The organism is Nocardia sp., assembly GCF_025465275.1.
Classification (GTDB): domain Bacteria; phylum Actinomycetota; class Actinomycetes; order Mycobacteriales; family Mycobacteriaceae; genus Nocardia.
Genome location: NZ_JAODNK010000164.1, coordinates 1 through 15,287, shown reverse-complemented (window position 1 = coordinate 15,287; position 15,287 = coordinate 1). Strand labels below are relative to the sequence as shown.

General features: G+C 66.7%; 16 protein-coding genes. 11 read left to right on the top strand and 5 right to left on the bottom strand.

What is annotated here, in order from left to right:
* Positions 1-4 precede the first annotated feature (4 nt).
* The 6 genes from JWN03_RS34730 (at position 5) to JWN03_RS34705 (ending at position 6,490) form a co-directional block, all read left to right on the top strand.
* A complete protein-coding gene (locus tag JWN03_RS34730; RefSeq protein WP_297624033.1) occupies positions 5-700 on the top strand; it encodes an HAD family hydrolase in 696 nt (231 codons plus the stop codon).
* A gap of 115 nt (positions 701-815) precedes the next feature.
* On the top strand, positions 816-1,526 hold the full coding sequence (locus JWN03_RS34725) for a PadR family transcriptional regulator (protein WP_297624030.1): 711 nt from the start codon (positions 816-818) through the stop codon (positions 1,524-1,526).
* A gap of 81 nt (positions 1,527-1,607) precedes the next feature.
* Positions 1,608-2,609, top strand: a complete 1,002-nt coding sequence (locus JWN03_RS34720) for an esterase/lipase family protein (RefSeq protein ID WP_441343119.1) — start codon at positions 1,608-1,610, stop codon at positions 2,607-2,609.
* Positions 2,610-2,694: 85 nt separating this feature from the next.
* Positions 2,695-3,255: a peptide deformylase gene (def, locus tag JWN03_RS34715; RefSeq protein ID WP_297624027.1), complete on the top strand. Its 561-nt coding sequence runs from the start codon at positions 2,695-2,697 to the stop codon at positions 3,253-3,255.
* Positions 3,255-4,178: a methionyl-tRNA formyltransferase gene (fmt, locus tag JWN03_RS34710; RefSeq protein WP_297624024.1), complete on the top strand. Its 924-nt coding sequence runs from the start codon at positions 3,255-3,257 to the stop codon at positions 4,176-4,178. The genes def and fmt overlap by 1 nt, the downstream gene beginning before the upstream one ends.
* Positions 4,179-5,167: 989 nt before the next feature.
* Positions 5,168-6,490: an RsmB/NOP family class I SAM-dependent RNA methyltransferase gene (locus JWN03_RS34705; RefSeq protein WP_441343121.1), complete on the top strand. Its 1,323-nt coding sequence runs from the start codon at positions 5,168-5,170 to the stop codon at positions 6,488-6,490.
* A 49-nt stretch (positions 6,491-6,539) separates the two neighbouring features.
* Here JWN03_RS34705 and JWN03_RS34700 read toward each other — a convergent pair whose 3' ends face one another.
* From JWN03_RS34700 to JWN03_RS34690, 3 genes are all read right to left on the bottom strand, one after another.
* The gene (locus tag JWN03_RS34700; protein ID WP_297624021.1) at positions 6,540-7,151 is read right to left on the bottom strand and encodes a hypothetical protein; all 612 of its coding nucleotides are present in this window, start codon (positions 7,149-7,151) and stop codon (positions 6,540-6,542) included.
* A 92-nt stretch (positions 7,152-7,243) separates the two neighbouring features.
* Positions 7,244-8,188 (bottom strand): SigB/SigF/SigG family RNA polymerase sigma factor, encoded by a 945-nt coding sequence (locus JWN03_RS34695; protein ID WP_297624018.1) that lies wholly within the window; start codon positions 8,186-8,188, stop codon positions 7,244-7,246.
* A complete protein-coding gene (locus JWN03_RS34690; protein WP_297624015.1) occupies positions 8,188-8,610 on the bottom strand; it encodes an anti-sigma factor in 423 nt (140 codons plus the stop codon). The genes JWN03_RS34695 and JWN03_RS34690 overlap by 1 nt, the downstream gene beginning before the upstream one ends.
* A 181-nt stretch (positions 8,611-8,791) precedes the next feature.
* Between JWN03_RS34690 and rpe the strand changes: the two genes are divergently transcribed.
* Complete coding sequence (gene rpe, locus JWN03_RS34685; RefSeq protein ID WP_297624076.1) at positions 8,792-9,457, top strand: ribulose-phosphate 3-epimerase; 666 nt, start codon at positions 8,792-8,794, stop codon at positions 9,455-9,457.
* Here rpe and JWN03_RS34680 read toward each other — a convergent pair.
* On the bottom strand, positions 9,443-9,730 hold the full coding sequence (locus JWN03_RS34680) for a hypothetical protein (protein ID WP_297624012.1): 288 nt from the start codon (positions 9,728-9,730) through the stop codon (positions 9,443-9,445). The genes rpe and JWN03_RS34680 overlap by 15 nt on opposite strands.
* A 607-nt stretch (positions 9,731-10,337) precedes the next feature.
* Between JWN03_RS34680 and JWN03_RS34675 the strand changes: the two genes are divergently transcribed.
* From JWN03_RS34675 to JWN03_RS34660, 4 genes are all read left to right on the top strand, one after another.
* Entirely contained in the window at positions 10,338-10,964 is a 627-nt protein-coding gene (locus JWN03_RS34675; RefSeq protein WP_297624007.1) for a riboflavin synthase, read from the top strand.
* An 82-nt stretch (positions 10,965-11,046) separates the two neighbouring features.
* Positions 11,047-12,306, top strand: coding sequence for a bifunctional 3,4-dihydroxy-2-butanone-4-phosphate synthase/GTP cyclohydrolase II (locus tag JWN03_RS34670; protein ID WP_297624004.1), 1,260 nt, complete (start codon positions 11,047-11,049; stop codon positions 12,304-12,306).
* Between the two features lie 27 nt (positions 12,307-12,333).
* Entirely contained in the window at positions 12,334-12,813 is a 480-nt protein-coding gene (gene ribH, locus JWN03_RS34665; RefSeq protein ID WP_297624002.1) for a 6,7-dimethyl-8-ribityllumazine synthase, read from the top strand.
* 131 nt (positions 12,814-12,944) lie between these two features.
* Complete coding sequence (locus tag JWN03_RS34660; protein WP_297623999.1) at positions 12,945-13,448, top strand: PH domain-containing protein; 504 nt, start codon at positions 12,945-12,947, stop codon at positions 13,446-13,448.
* A 243-nt stretch (positions 13,449-13,691) separates the two neighbouring features.
* Here JWN03_RS34660 and JWN03_RS34655 read toward each other — a convergent pair.
* Positions 13,692-15,287, bottom strand: a 1,596-nt coding sequence (locus tag JWN03_RS34655; RefSeq protein WP_297623997.1) for a gamma-glutamyltransferase family protein, incomplete at its 5' end; no start/stop codon positions are given.

Below are 15,287 nucleotides of genomic sequence, written 5' to 3'. Positions count from 1 at the left end.
CGATATGGCGATCGAGGCGGTTCTCTTCGACTTCTCCGGCACGGTTTTCCGATTGGAGGAATCGGAACTCTGGGCAATAGATCTGACCGACGCGGACGGCAGGCCGCTCGACGCCCACGAGGTCGCCGCGATCATGCGCGCCATGACGGCACCGGTGGAGCAGTTCGTCGACTTCGACGAGTCGGGTCAATATGCCTGGGACCGAAGGGATCTCGATCCGGACCTGCACCGCATCGCGTACCTGCAGGTGCTCGAGCGCTCCGGCGTGCCCGAGGCGCCGGCCAAACAACTCTACGAGCGCATGCTCGACTCGCAGGCGTGGACGCCGTACCCCGACGCGGGCGAGGTATTCCAGGCGCTGCACGAACGCGGTGTGCCGGTGGCCGTGGTCAGCAATATCGCCTGGGACATCCGCCCGGCCTTCGCGAGCCGCGGCTGGGATCGATATATCGGCGATTTCGCCCTCTCCTTCGAAATCGGCGCCATGAAGCCCGATCCGCGCATCTTCGAATCCGCGCTCGCGGCGCTCGACGTGGCGGCCGAGAACGCCCTGATGATCGGCGACAGTGTCGAGGCGGACGGCGGCGCGACAGCGCTCGGCTGTGAATTCGCCCTGGTCGAGCCGATTTCCACGGCGGATCGCCGGACGGCCCTGCGTGACATCCTCGTCGAGCGCGGATTGACCTCCCTACCCTCCTAAAGATCCCGACTGGCAGGTTTGTGTCTCACGACACACTTGCTCTAGATGGATCGCCGATATATCGTCGATAATGTCAAGTACAACGACGAACCTTTAGGAGCACACCATGGAAAACATGGAGAACTTTGACAACAGGGGCCGCGGGCCCTGGCGGCGACTGCGCTCGGAAGAGCAGCAAGGCCCCGAACATCCGCGGATGCGACGTGGTGGCGGCGGCCCGTTCGGTGAACGCGGTCCCCGGGGCGAGCACGGCCCGCACCGGCACGGCCACGGTCGTGGCTTCGGTCCGGACTTCGGTCCCGGCGGCTTCGGCGGCCCGGGTGGCTTCGGTCCCGGCGGTTTCGGCCGCGGACGTGGTCGCGGTGGCCGCGGACGTCGTGGCGATGTGCGCGCGGCCATCCTCCTGCTACTGGAGGACCGGCCGATGCACGGCTACGAGCTGATCCAGCAGATCCGCGAGCGTAGCCAGGACGTCTGGCGTCCCAGCCCGGGCTCCATCTACCCCGCGCTGTCGCAGCTCGAGGACGAGGGTCTGGTCATTATCGAGAAGGTGGCCGGTCGCAAGACCGCCAAGCTCACCGAGGCAGGCACTGCCTACCTCGAAGAGAACCGCACCGAACTGGGCGATCCCTGGCAGGACGTCAAGGACGGCGTCGGCGATCAGGCACTCGATCTCCGGGGACTGATCGGTCAGCTGATGGGTGCGGTCGCGCAGGTCGCTTCCGTCGGCACGCCCGAGCAGGCGGCCAAGGCCGCCGAGATTCTCACCGAGGCACGCCGGTCTCTCTACCGGATCCTCGCCGAAGACGACACACCCGAAAAGTAGTGGGTGCGCAACACCGCGACTTGGTGTGCGTTGTGACTCTTCACAAGAGATCATTCCTCTATGGGAATACGGTCGAGTCGGATGCGAAAGCCGCTGTTGCGCAGCGTCGCACCGGTCGGGGTCATGATGCTGGGGATTATCGCGGGTGTCGGCGCGACACCGTGGGAAACCGGGGTGGCCGCCGCCGCGCCCGCGCTACGACCGATCGAGGTACCCAGCGAAGCCGGGCCGCCGCAGACCGAACATCTGGGAGCGGCCCGGTATCTCAAAGACCATCCGGACGCGGCGCCGGCCGGGTCGAATGACTTCGGCTGCAAGCCGAATGCCGACCACCCGCGTCCGATCGTGCTCGCGCACGGCACCGACTCCTCGGCCTATTCCGACTGGTCAGCCCTGAGTCCTGTGCTCGCGCAGGCTGGTTTCTGCGTTTTCGCGGTGAACTACGGCGGCAAGGTCGGCGGTGACAGCTTCGGCACCGAGGACGTCTGGGAAAGTTCCGCGCAAATCGGCGATTTCGTCGATCAGGTGCTCGCCGCGACCGGCGCCGCACAGGTCGATATGGTCGGTTTCTCGCAGGGCGCCAGCGTCACGCGCTACTACATCAACAAGCTCGGCGGTGCGCCCAAGGTCGGCCAGTGGGTCGGCATGGCCTCGCCCAGTTACGGCGGCATCATGTACGGGCTCGTGCCGGTGGCCGATAGAGCCCCGGTGCTCTATGAGGTCGTGCAGCAGGCCACCTCGCTCGCCGCGATCCAGCAGGCGGCCGGCTCGCCGTTCATCAAGGATCTCAATGCGGGCGGTGACACCGTCCCCGGTGTGCGATACACGACAATCGGCAGCCGCGTGGACGAGATGATCCAGCCGTTCGCGAATATCGCGCTACATGGCGAGGGCGCCACCAATCTGGTGCTGCAGGATATGTGCTCGACCGATCTGACCGGGCACTTCCACATGGTCTACGACCCATATGTGCAGCAGATGGTGCTCAATGTCCTCGATCCCGCGCATGCCGTGCAGCCCACCTGCACCGCCGTCGCGCTGGGTACCGGCATCAGTGATGTGGTGCTGGCTGCACATTCGTAAGCCTCGTCAGCCCGGTGCGTGGCGTGGCGGCTTCGTCTTATCCGTAAAATGAGACGACCGCATTCATTCGCACCGGGAGTTGCCCGTGACCATCCAGCCTGTCCGCCTGTTCGGCGATCCGATCCTGCGCGCTCGCGCGGCGGAGGTCGAGACGTTCGATCGGGAGGTACGCCAGCTGGTGACCGACCTTATCGACACCATGTACGAAAGCGGGGGCGTCGGTATGGCGGCCCCGCAGATCGGGGTCGGGTTACGCGTCTTCGTCTACGACACCGGTGCGGCCGAGGGGCATTTGATCAACCCCTCCTTCGAGGTGATCGGTGAGCAGACGCAAGTCGGGCCCGAAGGCTGCCTATCCATTCCCGGTGTGCGTGAGGATGTCGTCCGCGCGCATACGCTGATCGTGCGTGGCGTCGATATGCATGGCGCCCCAGTCGAATTCCGCGCCGAAGGCCTGCTGGCCCGCTGCGTGCAGCATGAGACCGACCACTTGGACGGCGTGCTGTTCCTGCAGCGGCTGGCGCCCGAGGTTCGTAAGGAAGCGATGCGCACGCTGCGTGAATCGTCCTGGTTCTCCCGGGGCATCACCGTGCTGCCCGCGTCGGACATCGGTGGCGGTCGTCGCGCCCGGGAACGGAGCAAGTGATGCGCCTGGTTTTTGCCGGCACCCCCGAACCGGCGGTGCCGTCGCTGCGCCGGCTCATCGAATCCGCGAACCACGAGGTGGTGGCGGTGGTGACCCGGCCCGATGCGGTGGCCGGGCGTGGCCGCAAGGTCACCCGTTCGCCCATCGGGCTGCTCGCGGACGAACACGGCATTCCGGTGTTCACGCCGAAGCGGCCGTCGGAGCCCGAATTCATCGAGCAGCTGACCGAATTGGCCCCGGACTGCTGTCCGGTTGTCGCCTACGGCGCACTGCTGCCCGAGCGGGTGCTCGAAATTCCCCGGCACGGCTGGATCAATCTGCACTTCTCGCTGCTGCCCGCCTGGCGTGGTGCGGCGCCGGTGCAGGCGGCCGTCCTCGCCGGTGACGAGATCACCGGCGCCTCGACCTTCCTGATCGAGAAGGGTCTCGATACCGGTCCGGTCTTCGGCACCGTCACCGAGGCCGTGCGTCCCACCGACACCTCCGGCATCCTGCTGGCGCGCCTCGCCGAAAGCGGTGCGCACCTGCTGGAATCCACCCTCGACGGGGTGGAAGCCGGTGCCCTGCACGCGGTTCCGCAGCCACTGGAGGGCATCTCGTACGCCTCCAAGGTGGAGGCGGAAGCGGGCCACATCCGCTGGGATCAGCCCGCCCTGGCCATCTCTCGCCGAATCCGCGCGGTCACCCCGAATCCGGGCGCGTGGACGGAAGTCGACGGTAAACGTCTCAAGCTCGGCCCGATCGAATTGGTGGAGGAGACCCTCCCCGAACGCGAGATCGAGGTCCGCAAGTCGGGCGTCTTCATCGGCACCGCCACCACAGCCGTCCGCCTCATCGAGGTGCAACCCCAAGGAAAACGCATGATGCCAGCCCTGGACTGGGCCCGCGGTGCCCGCCTCCAACCCGGCGCGGTGGTCGAATGACCCGCCCCGATCGGGGAGAAGCCACCGGTGACGACCGCCGCGACAAGCCCGCCACCGGGCAGTCGCGCGGCCCGCGAAAAGACACCGCGCGCACCGGGAACGACCGGTCCCGCAATAACACCGGAGCCCGCCCCGCCACCGGCGACCGCCGCCGCGGCGACAGCGCCGACTCGGGCCGCCCGCGCAAGGCTGCGGACAGCGGCGATTCGCGCACCGGCAGTAGTGCCGGCCGTCCCGCCGGCAGCGACCGCCGTGACGCCAAGCCTGCCGCAAAACTGCCGCGTCGCGACTGGCGCCCGAAGTCGGACACCGCTCGCACGGCAAACGCGGACTCCCGCAAGAACACCAGTGGTCGTGACGACTCCGGCCGGCCGCGCTCCAGCGTGGACGGCCGCGAATCGCGCCCGGCCCGCACCGGCAGTACCGGGGCGCCTACCACTGGCGGCCGCGCTGCCGACGCGCGCGGACCTCGGACCAGCGCCGGTCGGAGTGCTCCCGTTGGTCAGCGTTCGACCGGCCGGGACCGCTCCGAGGCCGCTCACACTGGCTCCGTTCGCAGCGAAGACGCACGCGGCGCAGGCAAGGGTGGCACCGCAGGGGCCGACCAGCGCGAATCGGCTGCGCCACAAGGTGATCAGCGCCGATCGGAGTCGGCGGACTCCGCCGCGCAGCGCGCGGGTCGGAGTACTTCCGCTGTTGGTCAGCGATCGTCGAGTGGGGACCGCTCGGAGCCTGCTCGGAATGATTCCGCCCGCAAGAACGACGTCCGCGGCCCGGGTAAGGGCGGCCCGGGGTCTGACAGCGCCGATCAGCGCGAATCGGCTGGGGCGCAGAGTGATCAGCGGCGGAGCTCCGGTTCGGCCGGGCGTGGCAACGACTCTCGGGGTCGTGGCGCGGCGGCCAAGGGCGACTCGAAGCGGACTACCGCTGCTGGTAAGCATGGGGATCGCGGGGATCGGGGTGCGGAGGCCGCGCAGGGGTTGGATGCGGTGCGGGTCGTTGCTCGGGATGTGTTGCGGGCGGTGCGGGAGCGGGACGCCTATGCGAACCTTGTGCTGCCGGGGCTGTTGCGGGAGCGGAAGATCAGTGGGCGTGATGCGGCGCTGGCTACCGAGCTGACGTATGGGTCCGCGCGGTCGCTGGGGTTGCTCGATGCGGTGATCGCCGCGGGCGCCGGGCGACCGGTCGACGAGATCGACGGGCCGTTGCTGGATGCGCTGCGGTTGGGCGCCTACCAGTTGCTGCGTACTCGGATCGGGGCGCATGCCGCGGTGGATACCTCGGTGGCGCTGGTGCGGGCCGAATTCGGCATCGGGCGAGCCGGTTTCGTGAATGCGGTGCTGCGGCGGGTGGCGGAGAGGTCGGCCGAGCAGTGGGTCGAGGCGCTGGCGCCGAAGGATCCGCTGGGGCATATGGCCTTCGAGTTCGCGCATCCGGTGTGGATCGCGCAGGCGTTCGCGGATGCGCTGGGCGAGCGGGCCGGTGAGTTGCGCGAGGTGCTTGCGGCCGACGATGCCCGTCCGATCGTGCATCTGGTGGCGCGTCCCGGCGAAATGAGCGCCGAGGAACTGGCTTTGGTGACCGGCGGCGAAGAAGGTCGCTGGTCACCGTATGCCGTCTACCTGGACAGCGGTGACCCGGGCAAGCTGGAGCCGGTCCGCGACGGACTGGCCGGGGTGCAGGACGAGGGCAGTCAGCTTGTCGCCCTGGCCCTCACCCGCGCGCCGCTGGATGGCCCGGACGGCGGTCGCTGGCTGGACCTGTGCGCCGGACCGGGCGGCAAGGCCGCGCTGCTGGGTGCGATCGCCGATATCGACGGCCACCGCATCGATGCGGTGGAACCGGCCGAGCATCGGGCCGAACTGGTTCGCCAGTCGACCCGTGGTCTGCCGGTCGATATTCATATCGCCGACGGCCGCGACAGCGGTCTGACTCCGGGTTACGACCGCGTCCTGGTCGATGCTCCCTGCACGGGCCTGGGCGCGCTGCGCCGGCGCCCGGAGGCGCGCTGGCGTCGCCAGCCGTCCGATGTGGGCGACCTCGTCAAACTGCAGCGTGAACTGCTTTCTGCCGCATGGGATTTGGTGCGCCCGGGTGGCGTGGTCGTGTACTCGACCTGCTCCCCGCATCTGGCGGAGACGGTATCCGTGGTCTCCGATATGGTCCGCCGCACCGGTGCGGAGCAGCTCGATTCTCGTGAGCTGCTGCCCGGCGTCCCGGATCTCGGTGACGGCCTCGCCGCGCAGCTGTGGCCGCACCGGCACGGCACCGACGCCATGTTCGTCGCCGCCCTGCGCAAGCCCCTCGAATAAACGCGGCATAAGGCTCGAGGTCCGCACCGCTCGGTGCGGACCTCACCCGTCAGGGCGTCGGCCGCCAGGACACCCACACGCCCGCGCGCGGCGCCTGGCGGCAGTGGATGGCCATCCACTGCGGTCGCGCGCTGCTGTCCGGTCCGCGATCGGTGCGGCCGAGCATGCAGGTGCCGTCGGCATCGGGCACCAGTTCGACTGTCTCACCATTGATCTGGAGAAATCGCTGGGGCGATCCGCCACCGCGCACCACCACGGAGCTGATGGTCAGGTCGGCAATGTGGAAACAGCACCACCACTGCGCTTCCGCCCGAATCCGTTGCACGGTCCGCGATACCGATACCGACTGCCGCAGCTGGGCCAGCGCACGGAATTTGTCGGCGGGCGTGAAATCGCCGGCGTCCTCGGAACCCGGGCAGAGCACCGCCGAGGTATCGTCCGGATACCGATAACCTGGATCCACCTCACCACGCCAGCGCATTTCGGCCATCCGCGTGGTGATCGGCAGTCCGTGCCACTCCTCATCGCACCAGGGATGCGGGCAGCGCGGAAAATCCGGATCGCCGTAGTCGTAGCCGGTGTGTGGCTCTCCGTCGGCCAGCTGCTCGTTCACGAGCTGGTCGATCTGGTTCACAATGTGCTGATCGCGGTGCTGCGTCATGTGTCCCGCCCGATTGCGGTACGTGCCGAGAGACGTTGATCGTCGCACCGGTGCGAGTGCCTGGCAAGCCCATAACCGGCCGGGCGGTCGAACTACTCGCGTGTCGTCTGCTCCCGCAGTCGGGCAAGGGTTTTCGCCAGAATCCGGGAGACGTGCATCTGCGAGATCCCCATCTGCTGGGCGATCTGCGTCTGCGTCATGGATTCGAAGAACCGCATGGTGAGAATGCGCCGCTCCCGCTCGGGCAGCCCGGCCAGCAGCGGCCGGATCGCGACGTACTCCTCGACCCGATCGAATTGCGACTCCTCCTCACCGAGGGTGTCCAGCAGCGAGGCCTCGGTATCGCGGCCCACGGACACCGCGTCGATCGAGGCGGGCTGATAGGCGTTTCCGGCAATGACGGCCTGGGTCACCTCGTCCGCGTCGATGCCCAGCTGGGCGGCGATCTCCTTGGCGGTGGGGGAGCGGCCCAGCTGCTGCGAGAGCGCGTCGATGGCCGAGCCGATGCGTAGATGAGTTTCCTTGACCCGTCGCGGAACTCGCATGGCCCAGGTGTTGTCGCGGAAGTACCGGCGGACCTCACCCATGATGGTCGGCACCGCGAAGGACAGGAAGTTGGAGCCCCGGCTGACATCGAACCGATCCACCGCGTGCACCAGGCCGACGCGCGCCACCTGGGTGAGATCGTCGAACGGCTCGCCGCGTCCGGAGAATTTGCGAGCGATGTGGTCCGCCAGCGGGATACAGCGGTTGATCAGCTCGCCGCGCAAGGCGGTGCGCCGCGGAGATTTCGGATCGGTGGCCGCCAGCTGCTCGAACAGTGCTGATACATCGTCGTATCCGGATCCGCTGCGCGCGACCTCCTCGGCGACCTCTTCGGCTTCCTCGGGATCGACTGCCTCATCGGCAGCGTCCTCGGTAACGGTCTCGTTCTCGATGGCCGTGCCGTTCTCGGTTGTCTCGGCGGCAGTGCCGTTTTCGGGCGAGTCGGGCTGCTTTTCTTCAGGAGCTGCGAACACGATGTCCTCGTCGGCCACTACGCCTTCCCCCGGACCCGCCGGAACTCAACCGTCGTCGGGTATCCGGAGATTGCGGGGTCGAACTCGCCCTGTGCGGCGGTTACCTCATCGGAGAGGGTGCGCAGTACATGCCAGCCGAAGCTGCGCTGATCCGGCAGCCCCTCGGCCTTGGCGACGCCGCTGACCCGCACCACCAAATCCGTATCGCCCACGGTGAACACACACTGCAGCGTCGTACCGGGTGCCGCCAGCGCGATGACGGTGGACGCCGCCTCGTCGACGGCGAGGCGGATATCGGCTACCTCGTCGAGGGTGAATTCGCTGAGCAACACCAGGGTTTCGGCGAGTCCGCGCACGATGGGCAACTGGGAGACGGAGGCGGCGACACCGATCTCGACCGGTGTGGCCCGCAGCCCTTGGTCCGCCGAAATGTTGATCACCTGCACTAGGCTACCCATTCCACCGCGTGGCAATCAGCGCATTGGTCGCGATCGCCGGCTCGTGGGTAGCTCGCGACCGGATCGAGACCAGGCATCGCCGGTGTCGTCGATCGGCGACGGTGGTGCCGTTAGACTGCCGCGTGTGTGCACTCCTTCCTCCCCCTTTGTGCGGCCCGCGCCCATGATCGCGCCGTCCATCCTGTCCGCCGATTTCGCGCGACTCGGTGAAGAGGTGAAGGCCATCGAGGGCGCCGACTGGGTGCACGTGGATGTCATGGACAACCACTTCGTGCCGAACCTGACCCTGGGTCTGCCGGTGGTGGAAAGTCTGTTGCGGGCCACCGACATTCCGCTGGACTGCCACCTCATGATCGACAATCCGGAGCGCTGGGCGCCGGGCTATGCGGAGGCGGGCGCGTACAACGTCACCTTCCACGCCGAGGCCACCGACAATCCGATCGCCGTGGCACGCGATATCCGTGCGGCGGGTGCGAAGGCCGGGCTCTCGGTCAAGCCCGGCACTCCGATCGAGCCGTATCTGGAGATCCTGCGCGAGTTCGACACCCTGCTGGTCATGAGCGTCGAGCCCGGCTTCGGCGGTCAGTCCTTCATTGCCGGTGTGCTCGAGAAGGCGCGCACGGTGCGTCGCCTGGTCGATGCCGGTGAACTGCGTCTGGTGGTGGAGATCGACGGCGGCATCAATATGGACACCATCGAACAGGCCGCCGAGGCCGGTATCGATTGCTTCGTCGCCGGTTCCGCCGTGTACGGCACCGCCGACCCCGCTGCCACCGTGGAAGCCTTGCGGCAGCGGGTCATCGCGGTGGCAGCCTCAGCGGCGAAGTAGCGCTTCGACCACCGATTCCAGCGGCGGCACCGAGCTGACCGTTTCCGGCGGCTGAATCCAGGTGCGGTATCCCGTTCGTTCGTCATCGGCGGACGGGAGTACGACCTGAGCGCCCGCGCAGGCGACGGTGGCGTATTCCCGGAACAGCGCAGCGCCGACGGAGGTGCCGAGCGTCTCCGGCCGGACCGGACCGGTAATGAAGGTCCAGCGTCGCGCGCGGGGGTGGTGGACAACCGGCCCGGCCAGATCGGCCTGCGCGAGTCTCTGTTGCACTCTTTCGCCTAGTTCCGCGGGCATGGTGATGGCTCCGTAACGGCTGCCTATCTCGAGTAATATGTGTCGTGACGTCGGATCGATCGATGCCGGCAGATGAAATTCGCGCCGGTACTGCACGCAGCGAACTTCGAGCGTGGTATCGAGAAGCGTGGTCACGCTGCACTCCCAATTGTGTTGTAGTACACCTGGACACCTTGTTCTGCGCTGCACTGCTCGCGGAGAAGTTGAACGGTAGGAATCAGCTGCATAACAATATTGCGTCCATTTCTGTAGATGCGCAAGATTCTGGTGTGAGCGAGTCGTGAATTGGGTAAGGCAGGCTGATTGCGCCCCGGTGGACAATTTGCAGAACTGGGAAATTCCGAATTTTCAATTGGAGATCCCGCGTAATTCGGCGAATTCACGCACTCCGGGTCGGCTTCTACCCTCTCGCAGCGTCCAGCGGTACCGAACCCACCAGTGAAGTAGGCCGCATGTCGCCTACGACCCGGCGTCGTTAGGCTGGTGGTGGACACTCGCCCATCGGGAATACCGCCGGTGGTCCGGGCTGTTGGCGCAAGCGAGGGGCCCGGACGTGGCCCTAGGTGACAGGGAGAGGCAGGGCATGTTCACAGGCATCGTCGAGGAGCTGGGCGAGATCGTCGCCACCGAGCAACTGGCCGATGCGGCCCGCCTCACCATTCGCGGCCCGCTGGTGACCTCCGATGCCGGACACGGTGATTCGATCGCGGTCAACGGCGTCTGTCTCACCGTGGTGGACCAGCAGGTCGCCGGCGACGTCTTCACCGTGGATGTCATGGCCGAGACACTCGATCGCTCCAGCATCGGCGCCCTCGCGGTCGGTTCCCGGGTGAATCTGGAACGCGCCGCCGCCGTGAACAGCCGCCTCGGCGGCCATATCGTGCAGGGCCATGTGGACGGCACCGGCACCGTGCTCTCGCGCACCCCCTCGGAGAACTGGGAGGTGGTGCGAATCTCGTTGCCCGACAGCATCGCCCGCTATGTCGTCGAGAAGGGCTCCATCACCGTCGACGGCATTTCGCTGACCGTCTCCGGCCTCGGCATCGCCGCCGAGGCGGCCGCCGACGGCAGCAAGGACTGGTTCGAGGTCTCGCTCATTCCCACCACGCGTGCTCTCACCACGCTCGGGTCCGCGCCCGCCGGTACGACCGTGAACCTGGAGGTGGATGTGATCGCCAAGTACGTCGAACGACTCGTCCAGCGCGGGTGACCACAGTGACGCCGGAGGCGGAGCAAATTGGACGCTGGCTTACTGTAGGTAGGCACCTAATTCGAGATGGAGCACAACAGACGTGACCAGGTTCGACACCATCGAGCGCGCAGTCGCCGACATCGCCGCCGGTAAGGCCGTTGTCGTCGTCGACGACGAGAGCCGGGAGAACGAGGGCGACCTCATCTTCGCAGCGGAGAAGGCGACACCCGAGCTGGTGGCCTTCATGATCCGCTACACCTCCGGCTACATCTGTGTGCCGCTCACCGGCGACGACTGCGACCGTCTGGGCCTGCCGCCGATGTACGCGGTCAATCAGGACAAGCACGGCACCGCCTACACCGTCTCCGTGGATGCCCGCGAGAACATCTCCACCGGTATCTCCGCCGCTGATCGCGCCACCACCATGCGGGTGCTCGCCGATCGCGCCTCCAAGTCCGATGATCTGACCCGTCCGGGTCATGTGGTCCCGTTGCGCGCCAAGGACGGTGGCGTGCTGCGCCGCGCCGGGCACACCGAGGCCGCCGTCGATCTGGCGCGCATGGCCGGGCTCACCCCCGCCGGCGTCATCTGCGAGATCGTCAGCCAGAAGAACGAAGGCGATATGGCGCGCACCGAGGAGCTGCGCGTCTTCGCCGACGAACACGATCTGGCGCTCATCTGCATTGCCGACATGATCTCCTGGCGCCGCAAGAACGAAAAGCATGTCCGCCGCGTCGCCGAGGCCCGCATCCCCACCGAATTCGGTGACTTCAAGGCCATCGGCTTCGAGAGCGAATACGACGATTCCGAGCATGTCGCGCTGGTCCTGGGCGATATCGTCGGCGCCGATGGCAAGGGTGAGGACGTGCTGGTGCGCGTGCACTCCGAATGCCTGACCGGTGATGTGTTCGGCTCGCTGCGCTGCGATTGCGGCCCGCAGCTGAACGCCGCGTTGAAGCTGGTGTCCGATGAGGGCCGCGGCGTAGTGCTGTACATGCGCGGCCACGAGGGCCGCGGTATCGGTCTCATGCACAAGCTGCAGGCCTACCAGGTGCAGGACGAGCAGCAGCTCGACACCTACGACGCGAATATCGCCATCGGCCAGCCCGCCGATGCCCGCGATTACGGCACCGGCGCACAGATTCTGGTCGATCTGGGCATCACCTCCATGCGGCTGCTGACCAACAATCCGGATAAGCGCGCGGGTATCGAGGGCTACGGTCTGAGCATTACCGAGCGGGTGCAGATGCCGGTTCGCGCCAACTCGCACAATCTGCACTACCTGCGCACCAAGCGGGATCGTATGGGCCACGATCTGGTCGGCCTGGACGATCTGGATCTCGGCGAAACCGCGAACTGAACCGATGATCGAGAAGGGCGGAAACCGATGAGCGGCACGGGCGTACCCACGTTCGAGCTCGCCGATGCCAAGAACCTCAAACTTGGCATTGTCGCGTCACGCTGGCACACCACCATCTGCGACGCTCTGGTGGCGAACGCCGAGAAGACGGCGCGCGAGGCCGGGGTCGGCGATATCACCGTGGTCCGCGTCGCGGGCGCCATGGAGCTGCCGGTGGTGGCGCAGGCGCTGGCCCGCACGCATGATGCGGTGGTCGCGCTGGGTGTTGTGATCCGTGGTGGCACACCGCATTTCGAGTATGTGTGCGATTCCGTTACCGCCGGTCTGACTCGGGTGTCGCTGGACGAGGGCACCCCGGTCACCAATGGCGTGCTCACCGTCAATACCGAGCAGGAGGCCCTCGACCGTGCGGGTCTGCCCGGTTCGGTGGAGAACAAGGGTGAGCAGGCATCCGCCGCCGCCCTGGATGCCGCGCTGACACTGCGCGACCTGCGTCAGACCGTCTAGTCATGCCTGTCGTCCGGATCTGGAAACGGGATGGTGGGGCGGAGGAACCGCCCCGCAAGCCCGATGCGTCTGCGGCGTCCGCCCAATCGAAGGCCGGTGAATCCGAAGTGTCTGGCACCGAAGTGTCTGGGGTGCAATCGAAGTCGACTCCCGAGAGCGAGGAGACCGACGGCCCCGCGCCATCCGGTGCGCAGTGGGATCTCGAGGTGAAGCCGCAGCACGCGATCATGACCTCCCGGATTATCGCGGCGGTCCTGTTTCTGGCGTTCGCGGTCGGCGGGATCTTCATGCGGACGGGTTCGACCGGTGTGAATTTCCGGCTGGCCGATCAGCTCGCGCTCATCCTGTTCGGCCTGCTGCTCGCCGGTTCGGTGCTGATGCTCACCCGGCCCCGGGTGCGGGTCGGGAAGCAGGGCGTCGTGGTCCGGAACATCCTCGGCGACAATGAATTCGGCTGGCAGGATATTCGCGGCATTTCCTTCGCGGACAAGAAGTCCTGGGCGCGACTGGAATTGGTGCACGACGAATACGTGCCCATGATGGCCATCCGTACCAATGACAAGCTGCGTGCCGCTGCCGCCATGGATCGCTTCCGCGAACTGGGCGCCAAATACACCGCCAAATACACCGCCTGAGCATTCCTCGTCATCCAGGCAAGGCACCTCGTCATCCAGGCAAGGCAACGTCGTCATCCCGGCATGCTTTTGGCCGGGATCCACACTGGCTGCGCCCCAGCCGGTTTCGGTGGATCCCGGCCAATAGCGCGCCGGGACGACGGGTAGTGCGCCGGGACGACGGGTATGCGCCGGGACGACGGGTAGCGCGCCGGGACGACGGGTAGCGCGCCGGGATGACGGGTATGCGCCGGGACGACGAGATCAGTTGTGCGTATCGCCCAATACAACGCCCTCGCGGCGTGGATCTGCTCCGCCCGTCCAGCCGTTTCCATCTCGAACCAGCGCGGACAGACCACTCGATTGCGGGTCCACCGAAACCTGGTGTCCCAGTTGGCGTAGCTGCTGCACGAGCGGGTCGTGATCGCCGTGATCCCTGACATCGATCGCCGGGTGTTCACCACCCAGACCTGTGACCGGGGAATTGGCGGCTCCGAAATCGACCATCGACACCGCCTGTTGCGGGTTCAAACCCCAATCCAGCATGGCCACCAGGGTTTTCACCACGAACTGGATGATGACCGCGCCGCCGGGCGAACCGGTGACATAGGTGAGCGGCCCGCGCGAACCGTCGGCGGCGCGATCGAAGACCAGCGTCGGGGCCATCGAGCTGCGCGGCCGCTTACCCGGATCGATGCGATTGGCAACGGGCACACCGGTTTTGTCCAGCGGCTCGGCCGAGAAGTCGGTCAGCTGATTGTTCAGCACGATGCCGTCGACCATATGGAAGGCGCCGAAGGCGGACTCCACGGTGGTCGTCATGGATGCGGCATTGCCGTACTTGTCGACGATCGAAATATGGCTGGTGCCGTGCTCGGGCGGCTGCGGGCCATTGCCCAGCGGTACCGGTCCGAAATCACCGGGCTGGGCGGTGCCCATGCTGTGATTCGGATCGATCAGGCTCGCCCGCTGCTTCAGGTAGTCCGGATTCAGCAGCGCCTGCGGTGAATTGCCCGGCAGCGGAATGAAATCCGAGTCGGCGATGTACTTGTCGCGATCGGTGTAGGCGAGCCGCTCGGCCTCGGAGATGAGATGCACGGCCTCGGCGGTGGGCTTCCCACCATTACGGGCAGCAGTACCGTCGCCGGTGCTGTCGGTCGGCTTCATGGTGGACAGGTCGAAGTTCGACAGAATGCCCATGGTGGCTTCGACCGTCAGACCGCCCGAGGACGGATTCGGCATACCGCAGATCTCGTGTGTGCGATACGGCGAGCACACCACCGTGCGTTTCTTCGCTTGGTACGCAGCAAGATCCGCGAGCGAGGTCAGTCCCGGAGTGCGCCCGCCGGAGGTGGTGGCAATGGTGTCGACGATATCCGCGGCGACGGAGCCCTTGTAGAAGGCGTCCGGGCCGTCGGTGGCTATTGCCGACAGCACCTTGCCGATGGCCGGGTTGGTCAGTGTGGTTCCGGCGGGCTTGGCGGTCCCGTCGGCAAGCAGGAAGTAATTGCGCGAGTTCTCGTCCCGCGCGAGATCGGCTGCGGAGTCGGCGATTTGGCTCGACATACGCGGACCGATCTTGAACCCCTGATCGGCCATGGAGATGGCCGGATCGAAAAGATCGCGCCAGGGTTGCTTGCCGTGATCGTTGTGCGCGAGTTCGAGTAGCCGCAGAACGCCGGGAGTTCCGATGGATCGGCCGCTGGCGCGCGCATTGGGTTGCGGCACGGTGTGGTCGGTGGCGCTGATCCAGTGCAGATAGTCCGGCGTGGCGGCGGCCGGCGCGGTTTCGCGGCCGTCATAGGCGTCGATCTGCTTGGTCGTGGCGTCGTAGTAGAGCATGAACGCGCCGCCGCCGAT

Coding starts and splice junctions, on each gene's coding strand:
- JWN03_RS34730 (WP_297624033.1), top strand. CDS start 5: ATGGCGATCGAGGCGGTTCTCTTCGACTTCTCCGGCACGGTTTTCCGA.
- JWN03_RS34725 (WP_297624030.1), top strand. CDS start 816: ATGGAGAACTTTGACAACAGGGGCCGCGGGCCCTGGCGGCGACTGCGC.
- JWN03_RS34720 (WP_441343119.1), top strand. CDS start 1,608: ATGCGAAAGCCGCTGTTGCGCAGCGTCGCACCGGTCGGGGTCATGATG.
- fmt (WP_297624024.1), top strand. CDS start 3,255: ATGCGCCTGGTTTTTGCCGGCACCCCCGAACCGGCGGTGCCGTCGCTG.
- JWN03_RS34700 (WP_297624021.1), bottom strand. CDS start 7,151: ATGACGCAGCACCGCGATCAGCACATTGTGAACCAGATCGACCAGCTC.
- rpe (WP_297624076.1), top strand. CDS start 8,792: ATGATCGCGCCGTCCATCCTGTCCGCCGATTTCGCGCGACTCGGTGAA.
- JWN03_RS34675 (WP_297624007.1), top strand. CDS start 10,338: ATGTTCACAGGCATCGTCGAGGAGCTGGGCGAGATCGTCGCCACCGAG.
- ribH (WP_297624002.1), top strand. CDS start 12,334: ATGAGCGGCACGGGCGTACCCACGTTCGAGCTCGCCGATGCCAAGAAC.